The organism is Mesobacillus sp. MER 48, assembly GCF_023714225.1.
GTDB classification, from domain to species: domain Bacteria; phylum Bacillota; class Bacilli; order Bacillales; family Cytobacillaceae; genus Mesobacillus; species Mesobacillus oceanisediminis_A.
On the sequence record NZ_JAMAUR010000002.1, the window covers coordinates 791,284 to 811,349 of the forward strand.

The window sequence follows — 20,066 nt, forward strand, 5'->3', positions numbered from 1 at the left end:
GAGCTTTTTACCATTCTATCGTATCATAATTTGAGCATCAGTTGCTTGTCTGATAGCTGGTTTTTCAAGGTTAATAGATCTGGGAATGGGTCTTCCTCGGAAACCCCAAGTTCGAATATAGAATCAGTGATTTCAGTTAGAAGAGAAGTGTCATTCACACTTTCCAGGAAAAGCTTGAACTCCTGGTAGATTGACTGTTTTTGAGGTTCCAAGAGGTTCGAATTAAAATAAAGCTCGTCCAGTTCCAGGTAAATAAAAGATCTTTGTGATTCAGCGATTTTACTCATTTATTACCACCCCTGATCTTTTGATTATAGTGAATCTATTACTATTATATGGAACGGTTGTTCTGTTTGTAAACTGATAATTTGAATAATTCTAATCTATTTTAATGAAGAATCTATTAGAATGTGGTTATGGACAAAACCCATGCTCGCCAACAGGGATTTTGTCCGAACCATAAAAACTTTCCATGCTTTGTTAATCAATCGCCATCCAGCATACGGAAGACTCCGCCGAGTACACTGCCTTCACCTTTGTTTTGCCCTCCGCCTTGAGGTGCTGCGGCAAAAACTCTGCTTGCAAGTCGGCTGAAGGGAAGGGATTGGATCCATACAGTGCCTGGTCCTCTCAGTGTAGCGAAGAATAATCCTTCTCCGCCAAATAGGGCCGTTTTGACTCCTTTTACCATTTCGATGTTATAATCCACATTACTTGTCATCGCTACTAGACAGCCGGTGTCTACGCGGATGACATCTCCCGCCTGGAGTTCTTTCTTATGTATTGTTCCGCCAGCATGGACAAATGCCATTCCGTCTCCTTCAAGCTTTTGCATGATAAAACCTTCGCCGCCGAAGAAACCGGCTCCAAGCTTCCTCTGGAACTCAACTCCGACAGATACTCCTTTTGCAGCAGCCAGGAAAGCGTCTTTTTGGCAAATGATTTTTCCGCCTAGCTCGCTCAAATCCATCGGAATGATTTTTCCTGGGTAAGGAGAAGCAAAGGAAACATGCTTTTTGTCGTGTCCAGTATTGGTGAAGGTTGTCATAAAAAGGCTCTCGCCAGTCAGCAGGCGTTTACCGGCGCCGAACAGCTTGCCAACTAGACCGCCGCCATTTCCGGAGCCATCCCCAAAAATCGTTTCCATTTCAATTTGCTGATCCATCATCATCAGACTTCCAGCTTCGGCGACAACCGTTTCACTCGGATCTAGCTCAACCTCAACAAACTGCATGTCGTCCCCGTAAATTTTGTAATCAATTTCATGATCCCTCATTTGTTTACCTCCAAAATGAATAAATTTTATAGCTCTATTGTACATCTTTGCTATGTCGTTTGCAGAATATTTTGCAGTGAAAAACTCAACTATTACAGGTGTTTGATTTGGTTTTGCGTACCTAACTTATTGCCCACAACTTGCTCTTTTTCCCTTCACCACACAAAATAGGCTTTTGTATATGTGACAAAGGCCCTTTTGTCTACATAAATTGTTGAAGAGTATTAATTATTGTTTGCATCTTATCTACAGGAATATTTCTTGTTATGCTTTTTGTTTTTTGTTGTGTAGAACGGCCCTTTATTATTTCGAGGAGGTAAAGAAAAATGATGAATGATTTTCATAATGAGCTGCAAATGTTGAATGTTGGTGATTTCCAGGCAACTCAACCTGTCAGCTGGGATCAGAACATGTATCATGCAGGGGATGAGCGTTTTCTAGGTTTGGGTTTAGGTGGCTTTGGCGGATGTTTTGGTTTCTCTTGCTTCTTCAGCTGCTTTGGCTGCGGAGGTTTCCGTTGTGGCGGCTGTTTCCGCTGTGGCGGATGTGGCGGTTGCTTCCGTTGCGGCGGCTGCGGTCGATGCGGCGGTTGTGGCCGGTGCCATCGGGGTTAAAATAATATAGCTGGTAAAAAAAGCTCCTGCAAAATGAATTGCAGGAGCTTTTGTTATTCCCAGATGAGACATAAGGGACAAATTGAGATACATACGATGATAATGCGAGGTAATTAGGCAGAGCGGGGGCTGGAAAAGCCTAAGGAGGAGTGAAATGGAAAAATTGGATCCTAGCATGCGTTTAAAGGTGAAGAGGGATACGTTTTATCTCTCTGAACCTAACAGGGGAGTGTATTTACGTAATAACTCTTGTTCCTTCCGTCTTGAGGGAATCGGGATTGATCAGTGGGTTGAGAAGCTTTTGCCGATGTTCAATGGGGAGTATTCACTTGAAAAATTGACTGATGGGCTGCCCGGGCCTTATAGGGAGCGTGTCTTTCAAATTGCGGAGGTTCTTTTAGAGAATGGCTTTGTACGGGATGCTGCAAAGGATGATTCCCATACGCTATCTGAGGAAGTTATGAAAAAATTCGCCTCGCAAATCGAGTTTGTTGACAATTTGGCCGGCTCCGGGGCTGCAAGGTTCCAGAAATTCCGCGATTCAAATGTCCTTGCGGTTGGCTCAGGGCCGATGTTAAATTCGCTGGTATCTTCTTTACTGGAATCTGGCCTGAAAGAACTGAATGTCATGATTACAAGTGAAGTTCATACAAACAGAAAAAGACTTGCGGAGCTGGTGGCACATGCCCATAAAACAGATTCCGAGGTGGCGTACCAGGAACTGCAGGTAAAAGAAGAGAACTGGCGTGAGCTGCGGAGTTCGTTTGACCATATCCTTTATGTATCACAAGGAGGCAATCAGGAAGAATTAAAGATGTGGCAAAACATTTGCAGGGATGAGAAAAAAACATTCCTTCCAGCTATAATTCTTAAAAATAAAGGCTTGGCTGGCCCAATATTTAATCCAGGTTCAGAGGTATGCTGGGAGTCAGCCTGGAGACGGTTACATTCCGCTGTTTTTGAACAAGAACAGGGAGTCCCTTCAGCTTCATTGACAACAGGAGCATTGCTGGCGAACGTGGTCACTTTTGAATTATTTAAAGATCTTGCTGGCGTCACAAAGGCTGAACAAAAAAACCGGATTTTTCTGCTGGATTTAGAGACACTTGAAGGAAGCTGGCATTCATTTTTTCCTCATCCATTGGAAACGAGAGTCTCCACCCTGGAAAAGATAGAAACCCTGGAGTTCCGGCTAGGAGAGAACCAAAGTACTGCAGAAACGGAAAGGCTTTTCCAATACTTTAGCTTATTGACTTCCAAGGGGACCGGGATCTTGCATGTCTGGGAGGAAGCGGACCTGAAGCAACTTCCACTGGCACAATGTCGTGTTCAAGCAGCCAATCCGCTGTCTGAAGGTCCGGCCGAATTGTTGGAATCGCGAGTATGCAGTGGTTTTACCCATGAAGAGGCACGAATAGAAGCGGCTTTATCGGGAATTGAAGATTATGCAGCAAGAATGGCGGGTTTGCTTCATAATGAGGAGTTTATGGGTGTCGGCGCAGGAGAAACCTTTGCGGAAGCAGTTGGCCGCGGTTTGCAAAAATGTCTGTCCGAGAAGTTGAATAATCGAAGAGATGGCCAAAAAGAATTGATAAGTCTTGTGGACGTTGAGCAACTTGAAGATAATCGTTGTCGTTTCTATATTACTGCTCTTTCGACAATGCAGGGTGCACCGAGAGTAGGAATAGGAAAGGACATTAACGGTTTTCCTGTTTTCTGGGTTGGAACGAGCAAAGGCTGGTATGGCAATACTGATTTGAATGGAACAATGGCATTTAGAAACGCTTTGCAGAATGCATTATACGATTTTCAAAACGATGTTAACGGTGATTGCCTTCAAGATTCTGAAGTGCAGCTTGAAGAGTGGCAAAAACAAACCATCACGATTCATGATTGTCCAGAAAGAATCCAGACGGAGACCATGTATGCAGCTTTGGATGTCCTGAAAGAGAACGGAACGGGGCTGTCAGTCTTTGACTTGCGGATTGACCCGATATTTAATCAGCAACTCAATGGGCTGGTTGGTGTATTGCTGCGAGAGGAGGGAGTGAATTGAGTTCCTTCGTAGTAATAATTGGAGAAGGCAGGCTTGCTGAACGTGTGGGGGAAGAATTATCAACCCGTTACCAGGTATTTAGACGGACTGATTTTGAAAATAGCCTTCCCGCAAATTCGGAGTTGATCCTTGTATTGCACGATGCATGGAATCCCACTGCCCATCAAGAGGCTGAAGAAACAATGAAAATGACAGGGAGCGCATGGCTCCGGGGTTTTGTTTCATTTGGAGAAGGAATTGCAGGCCCTCTCGTTCGCCCAGATACTCCAGGATGTTCACAATGTGCCGATCTGAGAAGGCTGCTTGGGGGCCAGGAACGAAGTGAAATGCAGGCAGTGAAGGAAAAGCTGGCTGCTGAAGAAGGGATGACAAGGGATCCATGGGCCTCACAAAACGGAGTCTTACAGCTCGCGCATGTAATCGTGCAGGAGACAGATAAGATCCTTGCAGGGAAAAAGTCTAAGCTCGAGGGAAGGATGTATTTTACCGACCTAAAGACATTAAATGGATCGTGGCATTCTTTCCTTGCTGATTCTCTGTGCCCGGTATGCAGCCCAATTCCTGAGGATTCGGCTGAACTCGCAAAAATTTCGTTAAAAGCAAGTCCAAAAATCAGCCCCGGCAGCTACCGCACTACTCCGCTGGATGAATTAAAGGAAGTTCTCTATGCGGACTACTTTGACAACCGGACAGGACTGTTAAACAGCAAAATGTACGATCTTGTTACTCCATTCGCTGATTCGAGTGTCAATCTGCCGATGATCTCAGGGGGCAACGAAGGCACAGCTGGAAGGACACAATGCTATGCAGATAGTGAACTGACTGCGATATTGGAGGGCCTTGAACGCCATTGCGGACTTGAACCTCGCGGGAAACGCCCAGTTATTCATGACAGTTACCGAAACTTAGAGGCACAGGCATTGAACCCTTTAGAAGTTGGCGTCCACGCGGATGAGCAATATGAAAAGCCCGGGTTTCCATTTCAGAAGTTTGATCCTGATCGGCCGATGGATTGGGTTTGGGGTTATTCTTTGACAGAAGAGCGGCCAATCCTTGTGCCTGAACTGCTCTCCTATTATAGCCTGGGATGCGGGTCAGCGGGATTTGTCTATGAAACTTCCAATGGCTGTGCCCTTGGAGGGAGCATGGAAGAGGCAATTTTTTTTGGCATCATGGAGGTTGTCGAGCGAGATTCCTTCCTTCTATCCTGGTATGCAAAGCTGAACTTGCCCCGCCTTGATCCTTTTTCAGCAGAAGACGAAGAATTGCAATTAATGGCAGAGCGAATGCGTGCGGTAGCTGGTTATGATTTGCTTTTGTATAACGCTACGATGGAGCATGGCATACCAAGCGTCTGGGCAATGGCGAAGAACCTGAAGGGGAAGGGATTGAACATCATCTGTGCTGCAGGGGCCCATCTTGATCCAGTGAAGGCTGCCAAAAGTGCGATCCAGGAGCTTGCGGGGATGATGCTCAATCTTGATGGGAAACTCGAAGAGAACAAGGAAAAGTATTTACAAATGCTTGAGGATGATTATCTTGTGCGGCAAATGGATGACCATGGAATGCTATACGGACTGCCACAGTCCGAAGAGCGGTTGCACTTCCTGCTCGATGACAACCGGTCCATCCAAAGTTTTCGTGATGCATTTAACTGGGAGTCGCGTTATGATGACTTAACAGAAGATTTGAATGAAGTTCTCGGGAAATTCCGTCAAATAGGACTCAATGTCATCGTTGTCGACCAGACTCCGCCAGAACTTAGGAAAAATGGGCTTTATTGTGTGAAAGTGATGATACCTGGAATGCTGCCAATGACTTTCGGGCACCATCTGACCCGACTCAAAGGGCTTGATCGGGTGCTCTATGTCCCGATGCAGCTTGGTTTTAAGAAAGAACCATTGACATATGAAGAACTAAACCACTTGCCGCATCCGTTCCCATAGGAGGTGCGAAAATGACACTTGATGAATTTCTGAAGGATTTACAATTTAATATCGATCGTGCCAACCAGGATAACTGGGAACCCAATTGGGAGGATTCGCCTTTAGCCTATAAGCTGTACAAAGGACTCCCGGTGGTGCCTCTCTCTGCGGAGGTTCCGTTGTCTCTCGCGGAATACAGAATGCCAGCCAGTCCTGATTTAGAAGGAATTGGCCATTTTCTCTGGTATTCTTATGGATTCTCTCAAGTGAGCGAGTCAGTTTTTCCTGAGGAAGCAAACCCGATCCATTCCTATAGAAGGTTTGCTCCCTCTGGCGGAGCGCTCTATCCAAATGAACTGTATATATATTTGAAGGTAAAAGGGCTTCCTGATGGTGTCTACCATTATGACCCGTCGCACCACCGACTTGTCCTTTTGCGGGCTGGAAATTTTGATTCCTACATTTCCGCTGCCTTAGGAGAACGTTGTGAGCTTTCATCCTGCTTCGGCACAGTATTCATCTCCACTATGTTCTGGAAAAACTTCTTTAAGTACAATAATTTCTCCTATCGGCTGCAAGGCCTGGATGCCGGCGTCCTGATGGGGCAGCTGCTGGAGAGTGCAAAACGTTTTGGTTTTGCTGCCGGGGTTTACTATCAATATCTGGATTCAGCAATCAATCACTTTCTTGGTTTATCAGAAAACGAGGAGAGCATCTATTCGGTGATCCCGCTGTCGGTGGAACCGACAAACTGGACTGGTAACGGCAACGGAACGTTTAATTTTCAAACAGCGGATAGGTTAAAAAGAGAATTAAGGCCAATTGTTTTTGAGCGGGTAGAAAGGTCGAAAAACGTTCTCGAATTTCCTAAATTAATAACCATGAATGAAGCCGCAAAATTCGAATCAACCGACTCATTCACGCGGCTTCAGAATCGCTCTTATGATGCTCGCAGTAACCAGGTGGTTAATCTTCCACAGACAGAATCACTAGCATATGATCTGGCAGAAGTAAGCAAAAAACGCTTTTCGCCTGAAATGGATTTTGTTTTAACGCGGATCAGTCACCAGCAGTTGGCGGTCCTGCTTAAGGAATCGGTGACTTCGTTCCGTTATCGCAATGATTTGGACGATATTTTTTCCGGACAGGAACCCAGGGTTTCGATCTATAGTTCTCTCTATAATGTTGAAGGTATTACGAATGGTGCCTATTATTATGACAGTATGGAACATAGATTACTTGAAATCCAACAAGGAGACCATCGTATGCTCTTGCAGTCAGGTTTGTCCTTTGATAACGTCAATCTGCAGCAGGTGCCTCTTTGTCTGCATGTTGCATGCAATAGGGATTTTTACCAGGAAGATCTAGGATACAGAGGCTACCGAATTTTACAAATGGAAGCAGGCATGCTCGTGCAAAGATTGCTTTTAACATCCTCCGCCCTTGGACTGGGAGGGCATCCACTGCTTGGTTTCAATGCAAGCATGGCGGATGAGCTTTACAAAATGAGTGAACAAACGAGCCTGATCCAGATTCCAATCGGTTCATATCGCCCGAAACCGTGGTTAAGAGGAAGTTTGCATAGTTAGGAGAAGCCCTTTTTTAAAAATAAATAATAATTATGGATTATTTTATGGTAAAATTTTCTGCAAAAAATGAAATGAGTGTACTGTTTATGATAGAAAGTTTTGAAGTTTCATTGTTTGGCAAGGAAAGAAGAATCCGGATATATGTCCCCTCTGGAGACGCGGGTAAACGGTATCCAGTGGTGTATATGCATGATGGCCAGAATGTATTTGGCAATGAAGAGTCAATTGGCGGTGTTGGTCTTGAGCTGGATAAGTTCCTGGAAAAGAATAAGATTGACCTGATGGTGGTGGCAATTGACCAGAATTCTGCAGATCGGGTCAATGAGTATTGTCCCTGGAAAAATGGTGAGTATACAACAAAGCTGCTTGGCAAACCGAGTACCCAAGGCGGGAAAGGGAAGGAGTATATGGAGTTTATTGTAAATGAATTAAAGCCTTTAATTGATTCTGAGTATCCTGCCAGCCCAAATCAAACCTATATGGCAGGCATTTCATTGGGGAGTTTGATTTCAGTCTACGCTGCATGCACATATCCTCATATTTTTAAGAGAGTTGCTGGACTTTCTTCCGGCTTTTATCGGAATCAGGAAGAAATCGAGCAGCTGCTTAAGGATACAGATTTAACTTCACTTGAAAAAATATATTTAGATTGCGGTACCAATGAAGGCGGCAAAAAACTCGCAGCACTGTTTCTTGATACAAACAAATCGGTTTTTTCAATAATTGAACAGAAAGAAGTACAGGCAGAATTGAAAGTGATTGAAGGGGCCGAGCATCATTACACAGCTTTTAAACAGCGAATTTCAGATGTCATTTCTTATCTGGTGTCATAATCCAATTTTCTCTATGATGTCTTAGGTTCAATCCTGACGAACATCCATACCCTTGTCTTCTCCAATGAATAACATGGTAACATGGAGGTGAGAAGATGAGGAGGAAAAATCATTTAGGGGATATTTCTGATTTGTTTTGTGATCGCAATGTGAGCAGGGTACCTTTTCCTAGATTAGAAATCATTCCAGTGAGAGAAGTACCTGACGATTGTGTTTTGGTATGTATGGGACCTATTTGTTATTTAGCCTGCTACGGAACAGGCGAAGATCCGTTTGAAGACTGCGAGATTGTTTGTACGGAGAGCGGGTATTGCTATATAGTCTGCCCAATCGTACCAGAAGACGAATAAGTGATTCAGCTAACCTTGTTCTTGGGGTGGGTCCTGAACCCTGAAATCAGTAAAATAACAGTTGAATATGCAAATACCAAAAGGGATGCAGAAATTATGCTTTCATTTGATAAGAAGGCTGTTAAGGAAGAGTGGGGAACTTTTTCTGCCTATCTTCTGACTGACAACTGATGTATAAAAATAATTAATCATTTAAACCCTTCGATTGTCGAAGGGTTTAAGGTGTTATTGTTAGAATATTATGACATAATATATGTATATTTTATCTGAGGGAGTGATGAGGTTGGCTGATAAGTTTCCGATTGAGCAGGTGAGGGAACGGTTTCCGTCTTTAAGCCGCAGAGATGATGGCCGGCAAGTCATTTATTTTGACGGGCCAGGCGGGACGCAGATGGTTGATTTTGCGCTCGAATCGATGTATCGGTACATAAGGAATGGGATGGCGAATCTCCACGGAACCTTCAATACCAGTGCCGACACAGATGCGATGCTGGAAAAAGGCAGGGAAGCAGTAGCGGATTTGCTTGGATGCAAGGCGAATGAAGTGGCATTTGGCGCAAACATGACCACTCATGCCTTTGCGATTGCACGTAGTCTGGCTGGTTTCATCAATGAAGGCGACGAAATAGTTGTCACTGAGCTAGACCATCGTGCAAATGTAGATCCATGGATCACCTTGGCAAGGGACCAAGGTGCAGAAATAAAGTTCCTGAAGCTTGACTCTGATAAGTACAGTCTTAAGCTTGATGAGTTAGACCAGATTGTTACGCCAAAAACAAAACTGGTCGCGGTTGGAATGTCATCGAATGTTACCGGGACCGTGACTGATCTGAATCCCGTAATAAAACGGGCGAAGGAGGTCGGGGCACTGACGGTTGTCGATGCAGTCCATGGTGTACCACATTTACCGATCAATGTTCAGGAGTTGGACTGTGACATCCTTCTGTGCTCGGCGTACAAGTTTTTTGGTCCGCATGTTGGGATTGCTGTTGTCAGGGAGAGTCTTTTTGAAAAACTTCCGGTTTATAAGCTGAAGCCTGCTCCTGCAGAGATTCCTTATAAACTAGAGACAGGAACTCAAAATCATGAAGGCATTGCTGGGGTGATGGGTGCCATCCAATTCATTGAAGAACTGGGCTATGGCGAGACGAGAAGAGAAAGATTGCTGTCTGGTATGCATGCGATTGATGAATATGAGCAGGAGCTTGCTGCCGAAGTGGAGAACTTTCTGAGAACCCTGCCAGAAGTGACTCTGTATAGAGCAGCATCAGGCCGCAAAACGCCGACATTTGCTTTTACCATAGAAGGACATCATTCACGTGAAGTCACTGCATGGCTCGCCAAAAATTACAATATTTGTGTTGCAGATGGAGACTTCTATGCTTCCACAATGGCTGAGGTGTTGGATGTCTATCCATCAGGCGGTTGGGTTCGAATCGGGCTTGCTCCATATAATACAAAGGAAGAAATCCAGGAGTTCAAAACTGGCCTGAAAGCTTATATTGAACAGCATCAAAAAAATGCCGTCAGGTTTTAATGAATTAATCATTTCAAAGTGTTATTAATGACTGCCATACGAAGGCTGCAACCTAAAATAGAAGAGCCTGGACATTGTGCCAGGCTCTATTTATGCTAGAAAAAGGATGTGAAAGTTAAAAGGGAGGACATCAATGAGTAACGCTATGGAACAATTCAAAGTTCGGATGAAAAAAATCAAAGAAGACATCTTTGTTATTGCAGAAGCTTACAAACACCCGGATACACCATTTTATATTAAGCTGTTCGCATTGATTGTAGTTGCCTATGCTTTCAGCCCTATCGATTTAATTCCAGATTTTATACCGATCCTCGGTTACCTGGATGACCTCATCCTCGTACCGCTGGGAATTGCGCTTCTGTTAAAACTGCTACCTGATCATGTCATTCAGGAATCACGTGAGAAAGTGGCAGCAACCGGAAGGGTGAAAAAGAAGAATTGGCTGGCAGGAGCAATGATTTTATTGTTGTGGGCAGCCGTTATCTATTGGCTGATTGGTCTATTTGTTCAATCCCATTAGGTAATCTTGGTGACAAAATCCATAAAAAGAGGTGGTACTTTGCTTTTTCATTATCATTTTTGGACTCCAAATGTCGAAGAGACAGAAAAATTTTATGAAGATCACGGCTTCCGTATCGTTCAGCGAATCGGAAAATATCAGGGAGAATTTCAGAACTTTAATCCACCGCTAAAATGGGAAGATTTCCGTGAAAAAAAAGTGATGTTCCGGATTATAGAAGCCAGGAAGGGCAGCATCAATATCACTTTTGGGTATGGAAAAAAGCCCATGTTTGACCATATTGGCTTTCTCGTATCAGAAAAGGAACAAGAGGCTATTTGCAAAAATGCAGAAAAAATGAACTGGAAAGTGGATCATGGCGAACGAAGGACCTTTTTATCCACGCCATATGAGTTTCGGATAGAGCTGCAGACACACAATGATTTAATAGATTCAATGGAAGATAGAATTGAAGGCTTAACAGTGGAAACAAAAAAAGAAGGATTGGAAGACGATATTCTTAATTTGTTGGGAAACCCTGTAAAGGATATACATACGATAATCGGCAATACCGTAACCATCCGGGATGCTGTTATGGAGAATTTCCCGGTTAAACAGGCAGTGGATCCGAATGGAGTAAGAATCCTCAGCGGTGGTGCTCAATGAGAGAGTAACTCCTCGGTAAATTATTCTCTCCAATGAAAATAGGCAAAGAAGAGCCTTTGCCCAGAATTAGTAGCTCCTATATCTTATATACTCATAGTTTGATGTTGGGATTTGTTTTATGATGTTTCCAGCCTGGTCACGGTGAATTTCATATTCTCTGTAGGTCTCAACAATATATCCGTCTACTTCCTTGTCTAGCGCTTCTTCGTGCAGGTATTCAAACTCAGGTATGATGGTTTCTAGTATGTTATTACTCGTTTCCGGGTCTTCCTGGACAGTAGCGTTTGTCTCAACATCAGAATTTTTTTGTGCAATTTGCGGATATGCATAAACCAGATAAATACAAAATAGCATGAGAGAGGATAACCCTAATATACGTATCAATTCAATAGCTCCTTTTGGTCAAAGTACAGTAATTAATATGCCTGTCCAGGAATGAATATAACCAGGAGATCTGGATTAGCAGCAGGGAAGAAAGGGGGGGGAATGGTGGAAAAAGAATTCAAGGTATTCAAAGTACCGGTGACGTTTTTCTTCCTGGGTGTTTTGTTTATAATCATCGGAGCAAACGGGCCCGATCTGGCAGGGACTTTTTCTCGTCCGCCTAATGCGTCATCGTGGTCAACCTCAGAAAGTTTAATCAATGCATTTACCTATGTTCCAATGATGATTGGAATCAACTTCTTACTTGTATTTGCTACGACGTTTTCAATTGCCTTTTATCTCTGGCAAAAAAATCGATAAAAAAATCTTGGAGCCACAACAGCCTCCAAGATTTTTTGTTATTTCTTGAACTTCTCAGGGAACTGTTTTACAACAGCTGATGAAATGGCATCTGCCATCATAACGATATGAGACATTCCATCATCAATCGAAACAATTCTAGCTCCCCAGTCTTTTTTCAAGCTTGCTGACAGGTCATCAGCCACCAACCCAAGATGCTTATAGAGCAATTCTTTTAACTGATCATTTTTTAAACTAGGATTGGCTTTGCTCAGGAACGCAGCGATATCGTCAGCATTCTTATACCATGCTTTATTCAATTGATCGAGCTTTACATTATTCCCGTCTTTTGCAGCTTGAACAATATCCCCGGCTATGACAATATGCTCCTTAAGCAGATCTGTAAGTTTATTTCCGGCTTCCTCTCCATATACAGGCTTAATCGCGTTTCCGATATCCTCCTGGTTTTTCAGGAGCCTCTCAAGCACCTCTTTTTGATCCTCGGCACCAGCAGTTGTGGCACTTGTTATGTAATTGCTTGTCCACAAAACATGGTCAACCCACAGTTTCCTGAATTGATTTTCAAACTTGACCTCTGACTGGCTGAGACATTCGTGCTGAGGCTTTGCGAATGCAGGAGATACTCCAACCGCCATTTCCAGTGACAAGAATAATGTTAAACCAATAACTAATAATTTTTTCATTGTCCATGCTCCTTTTAGAGTAGATAGTATCCTGCTTATTATTTATATTTGGTATTTTTTTATTCAATTTTGAATAATAGGCAAAAAAACCGCCATATGGCGGTTTTAAGGCATTTTCCTTAAGTCAAAATATTGAACGGTCTTGCCATCCCGGTCGAACTGGATGATCAGTTCATTTTTATTAAATTGGTAAATATATTGTCCGCAAGTGGCACTTTCGTAGCAAGAGGTTTTTTGTACTTTATTCGGATATCCATACTCATTGATAACTTGCTTTTTCTGAGTTGGAAGGGTTTTGAGCTCCAAATATTCTGGATAGGCTTGCAAGCCGAATACTGAACCATCTTTCATGTTGAAGTTCACTCTTACTCCTGCACCTTCACCACGGTAGTAAAGGGACCGGACATTCAACTGGTCCTCGGTTTTTATAGGCTTTCCAAATTGCAGGAGGACCTTGCTGTAAGTGGAGCCCAGATGGACTTCATTAATTTGGAGATTCTTGTACGCTGCAATGTAGGCATCTTTGACGCCGTTTTTTTGCACCATCTTTTTTTGTTTTTCAGCATTTGCCTTTTTGGTAAAAACACCAGCCTGGATGCGGTAATAGGTTTTATCATTTATGACCTTCGTGGTGACTGTTGCATCGATTCCTTCTTTTTTCAGTCTATCGACTTGCTTTATTGCATTGTCTTTCTTGGTAAAAGAACCTCCAATCACCGAATACATTGGTTCTGGTTCGTTCAAAACAGGCAGCACCAATTTTTGACCAATATAAATGGTATTGTTCTTAAGTCCATTGAACTCCTTTAACTCCTTAACAGTCAGGTTGTATTTTTTTGAAATGCTGTACAAAGTATCTCCTTTTTTTACTGTGACAGAAGCATCGTCAGCATACCCTGACCCATTGGCAAAAAAGAGTAATGACCCCATCAATAAAATACTCAGCCCAAGCTGCATGAATCGCTTTATCTTCCTCATTTTCCTCACCTCATATAGTTTGACGTGAAGTTTCTGGCCGAGTTTCGAAGGGAAAAGCCCATTTTGAAATTTGGGAGGAGAAAATGGCATGTGAAATAGGTGTAGTGCCTTATAAAAATATTATGTCTACTTAAGTTTATGGGTGAAATAGGTAAAAAAATATAAAACTAGTTGGAGGATGGCCATTCGGCATATTTCACTTCTTTCACTCGTTATTGTCCGAGATAAACCCGATGATGGACACTTTTGTCTTCTATCGCCTCATTTTTGTCCGTCATAGCCATGATGATGGACACTTTTATCTTCTTTCGGCTTATTTTTGACCGTCATACCCCTAATGAAGGACACTTTTATGTTCTTTCGGTTTATTTTTGTCCGTCATGCCCTTTATGACGGACATTTTTGTCTTCTATCGCCTCATTTTTGTTCGTCATACCCCAAATGACGGACACTTTTGTCATCTTCGGCTTGTTATTGTCCGTCATAGTCATGATGATGGACACAGTAAGCTTTAATTTAATATGGTGTATGGATTCATATCCATACAGAATCCTCCTTCAATGAATATTTTGTTATGAAGGGGGTGAGATGAATATGTCGTTCGACAATAACGATCACAAGCAAAATGGGGATAATCCATTGTGCAATCCTGGTAATAGAAATTTCCCGCTATCAAAGCTGAAAATTATTCCGGTAAGCCAGATACCCGATGATTCCTTTTTAGTATGTATCGGGCGGATTTGTACACTGGTATCTTTAGGGGAAGAAGATCAACCATTCGCCGGCTGCTATATCGGTTGTGACGAGTTTGGAAACTGCTTTTTCACCTGTTCGACAGAATAAGTGCTAAACATCATGATTGTTAGGCCCTATTTGAAACAAGTAAAAATCTGCTAAGCTCTGGGGGAGGGATTACAGAGCTTGGTAGCAACCTTATTTTTAAAACGATATACAAATGAAGTGACAAAACCTCTGCCTGTTTAAGATGATTTTTTTTACCAAGATAGTGTTGACTTTTTGAACTGTAAAGATTAATATTACAGTATATTAAATACCTTTAAATCAAAGTATTTTTTTGCTAAACTGTAATTTTTATTTTTACAGTAAAAAGAAGGAGTTGTCGTTCATGGTAACTTTATATATAACATCCAGCTGTGCTTCGTGCCGTAAAGCAAAAGCCTGGTTTCAGGAGCATCAAATCGATTTTATCGAAAGAAATATCGTTTCCCAACCGCTGACTGTGGATGAAATCAAATCGATTCTGCGATTGACGGAAGACGGAACGGAAGATATTCTTTCTAAGAACTCAAAAGCGTATCAAAAGCTGGACATGGATATTGATTCTCTTCCGCTGAATCAGCTATATGACCTGATCATTAAAAATCCGCAAATGCTGCGCCGGCCGATTATCCTGGACCACAAAAGATTGCAGGTTGGCTACAATGAAGAAGAAATCCGCAGCTTCTTGCCGCGAAAACTTCGCACATTTACCAGCTACGAAATGGAAAACATGGCTAATTAAAAGCTGATTAATTGTCATTTGGCTATTTTAACTGTAATATATAGTATTACAGATTGTTGATAGGAGGCAGGCTATGAACAGTGATTTTACCCTTGCCATTCACAGTTTAACATTGCTTGCACTGCAGCCTGACAGAATGTCGACGAGCGATGCAATCGCAGAAAGTGCCGGAGTACATCCGGTCCGAATTCGCAAAGTACTTGGTATGTTAAAAAAACATGGCTTTATCAAATCAAAAGAAGGTACCGGCGGCGGTTTTATTTTTGCCAATGATTTAAATGAAGTCAATCTCTGGGATATCTATAAACTTACATCAGAGGGCGCACTGCAGCCAAAATGCCCTGATTCCAATGAAAAATGTATGGTCGGTGCAAATATGCACAAGGTCCTTTTTGCCATTTTCCTGGGGGCGGAGGAACACTTGGGAGAATTCCTGAAGCATTATTCCATAAAAGAAGTGGTCGATCTGATCAGGCAAGAGAAAGAATGCTGTGAATAGGGAGGTTTGACTCCCATTCGTTTAAGGGAAATGTAATAAAAAATATTACAGAACAATTGAGGTGACATATATGAATAACTCATTCTTAAAAGTAGGGGATTGGATTAAAGGGAAATCCCGAGATGGAGAATTGATCATCGGATATGTAGAATCAGTTGATGTTTTGGATGAAAAGATCAATGCGACAATCACTTCCAGTGATGATGAAGCACTCGTTGGCAAAACCATACCAATGCCAACGAACGGAGTGAAAAAACTGCCGGAACCCCAGGTGAAAAATAAAGAACAGATTCAATACCTCATCGATCTGGCATTAGCTACCGGAGACCAGGAATGGTTCATGGAGCTTTCTGAACAGCTTAAAGCGATGAGGGAACTGGTGAAGGGTGTAAAATAAAGCTATAGGTTCTTCCTTGTTAAAAGGGAGGGCCTTTTTTGTGTTTAATGCATAGAAGGAGGGAATCATGCCAGCAATTCTTGGAATGGAAGGAATGAAACAAGTGCAGACCCATGTTATAATTTTCTAAAAGTAAAATATTAAGGAGAGTGTATGTTAGAAATTTATATTACTCGTCACGGAGCAACTGAATGGAACATGGAAAATCGTCTGCAAGGATCGCTGAACTCAGAATTGACAGAAAGTGGTATCTGTAATGCTGTTCTTTTAGGTAAGCGGTTATCAGATATCAAATTTAATGTTATATACTCTAGTCCAAGCAAGAGAGCATTGGAGACAGCAGGTCTTATTAAAGCAGACAAGGCAATTCAGCTTAAGATTGTCGATGACCTAAACGAAATATCTTTTGGAGACTGGGAAGGAAAAACCCAAGAAGAAATTGAGGAAGACTTCCAAGCCGAATATGCTAACTTTTGGAACAAGCCACATCAATATAATCATCTTGGACATAATGCCGAGGATTTAAAGACATTTAAACAACGAGTAGATCAAGCAATGAATCAAATAATAGAAGAAAATAAAAATGGCAGGATATTAATTGTTACCCATGGCGTAGTAATCAGAGCAATAATGTCTTTGTTTTGGGATATAACGACAGAGAAAATGTGGGATCCGCCAATGATTCTAGGTACAAGTTTAACGATCGTCAATTATGACGAGAAACAATTTAAGAAGGTAATGCTAGGGGATACATCGCATATGGAATCGTTAGGTGATTAATAGGTAGGGATGCTGCTAAATCAAAGTGAAAATCGCTTAACAGCTGATGCGTTAAGCGATTTTGATTACTGTTATTTTTTTAAAAATGCCGGTTTACTAGCATCCTTTTAATTCGACACCCAAACGTTTGCTGGTGTTCTTAAATTCTGCCTCATCTCATCCCCAAAGCCTTCTTTGTGGCTGGTCCGACGATTCCGTCTGCCTTAAGCTTCTTCGATTTTTGGAATTTCTTTACGGCTGCTTCTGTTGCTGGGCCGAAAACACCATCGATTCCATTTGTACTATATCCCTTTTTCGTCAGGGTTTGCTGTAGGCTTTTCACTTCTGCACCTCTCATGCCTTTTTTCAGGACAGTGCTTGATGGTACTGCGGTTACAGGAACAGATGCCTGCCCGGTGACTTTATAACCGTTTGCAGCAGCAATCGCGTTAAAGGAATTCTTCGAAGTCGTGATGACAACTGGAGTATTGACTTTTACCTGGTCATAAAGCCATTCCACTTCCTGGTCATACATCCGAATGCAGCCGGCACTCACATATCCGCCGATCGATTTAGGGTTGTTGTTACCATGGATCGCATAAGTCGTGCCCCAGGTTCCTCTGGCATTGATCCCCAGCCACCTGTTGCCAAGCGGGTTCCTCGGATCCCCTCCAGGAATTTTCCCGCTGTAATAAGGACGATTCTTGATTTTGTTGACGATTTTGAACTTGCCTTCAGGAGTATATGATGCCTTACGACCAGTACCCACCTTAAAGGTTTTTATCAGTTTATTATCTTTATAATAAGCGAGTTGATTATTTGACTTGTTAATAATAATCATTTCCCCGCCCGCTGCCAGCGCAGGTGCCTCGAAAAACACCATAGAAACCAACAGCATCATGCAAACAAATACCTTTTTCATTTCCCTTCCCCCCTTGAAAAATAAGTACACAACCTCTCATATTTATAAAAGTGTTTACTACCTTATAAACGATTTTTATTTCATAAAAGTTACATATTTTACCTTTATGTGGAAGGAAAATCTTTCTCGTTGTTTTGACAAGGATGTCGAAAGGTGTAGATAAAGATAATTTTTAATTATATGGTTCAATTTCTGTGCTTTTTCCCATAATGGGGAGGAAGGAGTGGGAATGGTGAATCATTATCTATCTATTGCACTCGAGCTGACGAGTGGATTTGTCTTTTTATTTATCATGACGAAAATGCAGGGAAAGACGCAGTTCTCTCAAATAACCCCATTTGACTTTATTTCAGCCATCATCCTCGGCGAGTTGGTGGGGAATGCCATCTATGATCATGAAGTGAAGGTAGGTGAAATCGCCTTTGCGGTTGCTTTGTGGGGAATTCTTGTCTATGTGACAGAGACGATCACCCAGAAGTACCTCGGTTCGCGAAAATTGCTCGAGGGCGAGCCAAATATCGTTGTCCGCAGAGGGAAGATTAAATACGACGCGTTGAAAAAAGCGAAGCTGGACATCAATCAACTTCAAAGTTTGATCAGGCAGCAGGGGTATTTTTCATTGAGGGAAGTCGAATACGCAATCATTGAAACAAACGGAATGATCAGCGTCCTTCCAAAAGCGGATTTCGATACACCCAAGAATAGCGACATGAAAATCAAAGCAGACGACCCAAGCCTGCCTATCAATATGATTATTGATGGGGAAGTGGTTCAGGCAAATTTGAAGGAAGCCGGGTTGGACGAGCAGTGGCTGAAACGAGAACTGGAAAAGCAAAAAATCCATCATTTCGAAGACGTACTTTTTGCTGAATGGAAGGAAAATGAGCCGCTGTTTGTGCTGGAGTATGACAAGAAGGCGAATTGACAGTAAAGGCTGAACCGGGTATAGGTTCAGCCTTTTTAGGCTAGCAATAGTAGAAATTTATCCTATCAGATATGTACACAAGAAGCCGGTTATGGCTAAGATGGCCATTAGCAGGAGGTAAGAAATATTCGGAAAAAGAGATATTGTGGCAAGGAAAACAACAGCGATAATGAGTGTGACAAAGAAAGAATAAAGGAAACCTTTCCAGACTGGGACTATATTGATATAGGAAGATACATAAGCAATTAAAAAAATAATCACTATAAGGGCGATGTCACCGAAAATATGATTTTCAGGCAAGGTGAAGATCAGGGCGAACAACATGAACAGGATAAGGCTTTGCAAATTCTTGCGCATTCTGATTTCCTTTATTAATTTCATCAGGTTTTCCTTCTTCCAGTAAAAATGTTCATAAACATATTCTATAATCTGGCTATGGGAAAAGGGAAGCCATTTTGAAGAAAAATGCCCACATTTCTGTGAGCATTTACAATTATTCTACATCTACGGATTTTTCTGTATGGTCATGAATATTCCCTTTTTCCACATGAATTTTCACATTGAAGTGCCCGCGTGAAGGGAATGTATATTCAGTGTTGTATGTGCCGGGAGAGATTTCTTTGGCGTCCACGAACTGATGAGCTGTTTCGTTCTCTTGCCAGATTTCAAAACGAACCCTTGCTTCAGAAATAAGCTTTTGCTCCTGAACAATTTTAGTACTTAACTCAGTTGGCTGGTTACTTTTAATTTTGGAAGGAATAAGGAACTCGAATTCAACTTCACTATTATGATGATCGATCTGTTCGTGTTCTGCATGACTTTCATGATTTTCCTTTTCCCCGTCAGCAAAAGAAGATGGCTCTGTCTCACTGCCGGCCACAACTATTTCTTTCTTAGGCATGCTATGCATCCGGTTTGCCGTCGTATGCGCTGCGATGAAATAATTTCCGCCTTCGTTAAAAGTTTTCTTGATGGCATATATGCCATTTTTTTTATTTTGAGCCGGTAATATCTCATGCTCATCCTGGCCGGACTGCCAGATTTCAAACTTCACCTCATCTGCGTCAGTCACTTTCTTCCCACCCTGGGTCACTTTTGCTTCAATCGTAACCTCCTGATTGAGTTCGATTTTTTCAGGTGTGCTAATCGACACCTCCAAAAGTTCTGGTGGATCTTCAAGCGATCCTTCTTTTTTATCCTGGCCAGCAGAACAAGCGGCCAAAAGAAACATAACAGCTATAAATAAGGACAATATTTTCTTCATCATACGACTCCAATCCTCGATTCAATTT

At 42.2% G+C, this 20,066-nt stretch carries 24 protein-coding genes; 16 read left to right on the forward strand and 8 right to left on the reverse strand.

Annotated features, from left to right (window positions below):
• Window positions 1–23 precede the first annotated feature (23 nt).
• Window positions 24–287, reverse strand: a complete 264-nt coding sequence (locus tag M3593_RS10265; protein WP_251541625.1) for a hypothetical protein — start codon at window positions 285–287, stop codon at window positions 24–26.
• Window positions 288–484: 197 nt separating this feature from the next.
• Window positions 485–1,276 carry a TIGR00266 family protein gene (locus tag M3593_RS10270; RefSeq protein WP_144475856.1) on the reverse strand — a complete coding sequence of 264 codons (792 nt, stop codon included), beginning with the start codon at window positions 1,274–1,276 and terminating at the stop codon, window positions 485–487.
• 356 nt (window positions 1,277–1,632) lie between these two features.
• Between M3593_RS10270 and M3593_RS10275 the strand changes: the two genes are divergently transcribed.
• The 9 genes from M3593_RS10275 (at window position 1,633) to M3593_RS10315 (ending at window position 11,345) form a co-directional block, all read left to right on the forward strand.
• The gene (locus M3593_RS10275) at window positions 1,633–1,890 is read left to right on the forward strand and encodes a heterocycloanthracin/sonorensin family bacteriocin (RefSeq protein WP_481825323.1); all 258 of its coding nucleotides are present in this window, start codon (window positions 1,633–1,635) and stop codon (window positions 1,888–1,890) included.
• A 154-nt stretch (window positions 1,891–2,044) separates the two neighbouring features.
• Window positions 2,045–3,946, forward strand: a complete 1,902-nt coding sequence (locus M3593_RS10280; RefSeq protein WP_251541624.1) for a putative thiazole-containing bacteriocin maturation protein — start codon at window positions 2,045–2,047, stop codon at window positions 3,944–3,946.
• Window positions 3,943–5,892: a TOMM precursor leader peptide-binding protein gene (locus tag M3593_RS10285; protein ID WP_251541622.1), complete on the forward strand. Its 1,950-nt coding sequence runs from the start codon at window positions 3,943–3,945 to the stop codon at window positions 5,890–5,892. The genes M3593_RS10280 and M3593_RS10285 overlap by 4 nt, the downstream gene beginning before the upstream one ends.
• 11 nt (window positions 5,893–5,903) lie before the next feature.
• Window positions 5,904–7,460, forward strand: a complete 1,557-nt coding sequence (locus M3593_RS10290) for a SagB family peptide dehydrogenase (protein ID WP_251541612.1) — start codon at window positions 5,904–5,906, stop codon at window positions 7,458–7,460.
• An 86-nt stretch (window positions 7,461–7,546) separates the two neighbouring features.
• On the forward strand, window positions 7,547–8,293 hold the full coding sequence (locus M3593_RS10295) for an alpha/beta hydrolase (protein WP_251541604.1): 747 nt from the start codon (window positions 7,547–7,549) through the stop codon (window positions 8,291–8,293).
• Between the two features lie 350 nt (window positions 8,294–8,643).
• Entirely contained in the window at window positions 8,644–8,814 is a 171-nt protein-coding gene (locus tag M3593_RS10300; protein WP_186326722.1) for a hypothetical protein, read from the forward strand.
• A 106-nt stretch (window positions 8,815–8,920) separates the two neighbouring features.
• On the forward strand, window positions 8,921–10,180 hold the full coding sequence (locus M3593_RS10305; protein ID WP_251541602.1) for a cysteine desulfurase-like protein: 1,260 nt from the start codon (window positions 8,921–8,923) through the stop codon (window positions 10,178–10,180).
• A gap of 133 nt (window positions 10,181–10,313) precedes the next feature.
• On the forward strand, window positions 10,314–10,700 hold the full coding sequence (locus tag M3593_RS10310) for a YkvA family protein (protein ID WP_251541600.1): 387 nt from the start codon (window positions 10,314–10,316) through the stop codon (window positions 10,698–10,700).
• A gap of 39 nt (window positions 10,701–10,739) precedes the next feature.
• Window positions 10,740–11,345 carry a VOC family protein gene (locus tag M3593_RS10315; protein WP_251541599.1) on the forward strand — a complete coding sequence of 202 codons (606 nt, stop codon included), beginning with the start codon at window positions 10,740–10,742 and terminating at the stop codon, window positions 11,343–11,345.
• Window positions 11,346–11,411: 66 nt separating this feature from the next.
• On the opposite strand, the gene M3593_RS10320 is transcribed toward M3593_RS10315, so the two are convergent.
• On the reverse strand, window positions 11,412–11,729 hold the full coding sequence (locus M3593_RS10320) for a hypothetical protein (protein ID WP_144475848.1): 318 nt from the start codon (window positions 11,727–11,729) through the stop codon (window positions 11,412–11,414).
• Window positions 11,730–11,831: 102 nt separating this feature from the next.
• Here M3593_RS10320 and M3593_RS10325 point away from each other — a divergent pair, with 102 nt between their 5' ends.
• Window positions 11,832–12,089 carry a hypothetical protein gene (locus M3593_RS10325; RefSeq protein ID WP_251541597.1) on the forward strand — a complete coding sequence of 86 codons (258 nt, stop codon included), beginning with the start codon at window positions 11,832–11,834 and terminating at the stop codon, window positions 12,087–12,089.
• 38 nt (window positions 12,090–12,127) lie between these two features.
• Here M3593_RS10325 and M3593_RS10330 read toward each other — a convergent pair whose 3' ends face one another.
• The gene (locus M3593_RS10330; RefSeq protein ID WP_144475846.1) at window positions 12,128–12,772 is read right to left on the reverse strand and encodes a glycosyltransferase; all 645 of its coding nucleotides are present in this window, start codon (window positions 12,770–12,772) and stop codon (window positions 12,128–12,130) included.
• 105 nt (window positions 12,773–12,877) lie between these two features.
• Window positions 12,878–13,750: a LysM peptidoglycan-binding domain-containing protein gene (locus tag M3593_RS10335; protein ID WP_251541596.1), complete on the reverse strand. Its 873-nt coding sequence runs from the start codon at window positions 13,748–13,750 to the stop codon at window positions 12,878–12,880.
• A 588-nt stretch (window positions 13,751–14,338) separates the two neighbouring features.
• Here M3593_RS10335 and M3593_RS10340 point away from each other — a divergent pair.
• The 5 genes from M3593_RS10340 to M3593_RS10360 all read left to right on the forward strand — a co-directional run bounded on the left by M3593_RS10340 (window position 14,339) and on the right by M3593_RS10360 (window position 16,948).
• Window positions 14,339–14,593: a hypothetical protein gene (locus M3593_RS10340; RefSeq protein WP_251541595.1), complete on the forward strand. Its 255-nt coding sequence runs from the start codon at window positions 14,339–14,341 to the stop codon at window positions 14,591–14,593.
• Between the two features lie 283 nt (window positions 14,594–14,876).
• On the forward strand, window positions 14,877–15,272 hold the full coding sequence (gene spxA / locus M3593_RS10345; protein WP_144475843.1) for a transcriptional regulator SpxA: 396 nt from the start codon (window positions 14,877–14,879) through the stop codon (window positions 15,270–15,272).
• A gap of 73 nt (window positions 15,273–15,345) precedes the next feature.
• Window positions 15,346–15,771: an RrF2 family transcriptional regulator gene (locus tag M3593_RS10350; protein WP_144475842.1), complete on the forward strand. Its 426-nt coding sequence runs from the start codon at window positions 15,346–15,348 to the stop codon at window positions 15,769–15,771.
• Window positions 15,772–15,841: 70 nt separating this feature from the next.
• On the forward strand, window positions 15,842–16,168 hold the full coding sequence (locus M3593_RS10355) for an IDEAL domain-containing protein (protein ID WP_285847967.1): 327 nt from the start codon (window positions 15,842–15,844) through the stop codon (window positions 16,166–16,168).
• Window positions 16,169–16,321: 153 nt separating this feature from the next.
• Complete coding sequence (locus tag M3593_RS10360; RefSeq protein WP_251541592.1) at window positions 16,322–16,948, forward strand: histidine phosphatase family protein; 627 nt, start codon at window positions 16,322–16,324, stop codon at window positions 16,946–16,948.
• A gap of 151 nt (window positions 16,949–17,099) precedes the next feature.
• Here M3593_RS10360 and M3593_RS10365 read toward each other — a convergent pair whose 3' ends face one another.
• Entirely contained in the window at window positions 17,100–17,849 is a 750-nt protein-coding gene (locus tag M3593_RS10365) for a L,D-transpeptidase family protein (protein WP_144475839.1), read from the reverse strand.
• 232 nt (window positions 17,850–18,081) lie between these two features.
• Between M3593_RS10365 and M3593_RS10370 the strand changes: the two genes are divergently transcribed.
• Window positions 18,082–18,774, forward strand: coding sequence for a DUF421 domain-containing protein (locus M3593_RS10370; protein ID WP_144476068.1), 693 nt, complete (start codon window positions 18,082–18,084; stop codon window positions 18,772–18,774).
• 57 nt (window positions 18,775–18,831) lie between these two features.
• On the opposite strand, the gene M3593_RS10375 is transcribed toward M3593_RS10370, so the two are convergent.
• Window positions 18,832–19,155 carry a hypothetical protein gene (locus M3593_RS10375; protein ID WP_251541591.1) on the reverse strand — a complete coding sequence of 108 codons (324 nt, stop codon included), beginning with the start codon at window positions 19,153–19,155 and terminating at the stop codon, window positions 18,832–18,834.
• A 112-nt stretch (window positions 19,156–19,267) separates the two neighbouring features.
• Window positions 19,268–20,041, reverse strand: a complete 774-nt coding sequence (locus M3593_RS10380; RefSeq protein ID WP_251541589.1) for a FixH family protein — start codon at window positions 20,039–20,041, stop codon at window positions 19,268–19,270.
• Window positions 20,042–20,066: the final 25 nt, after the last annotated feature.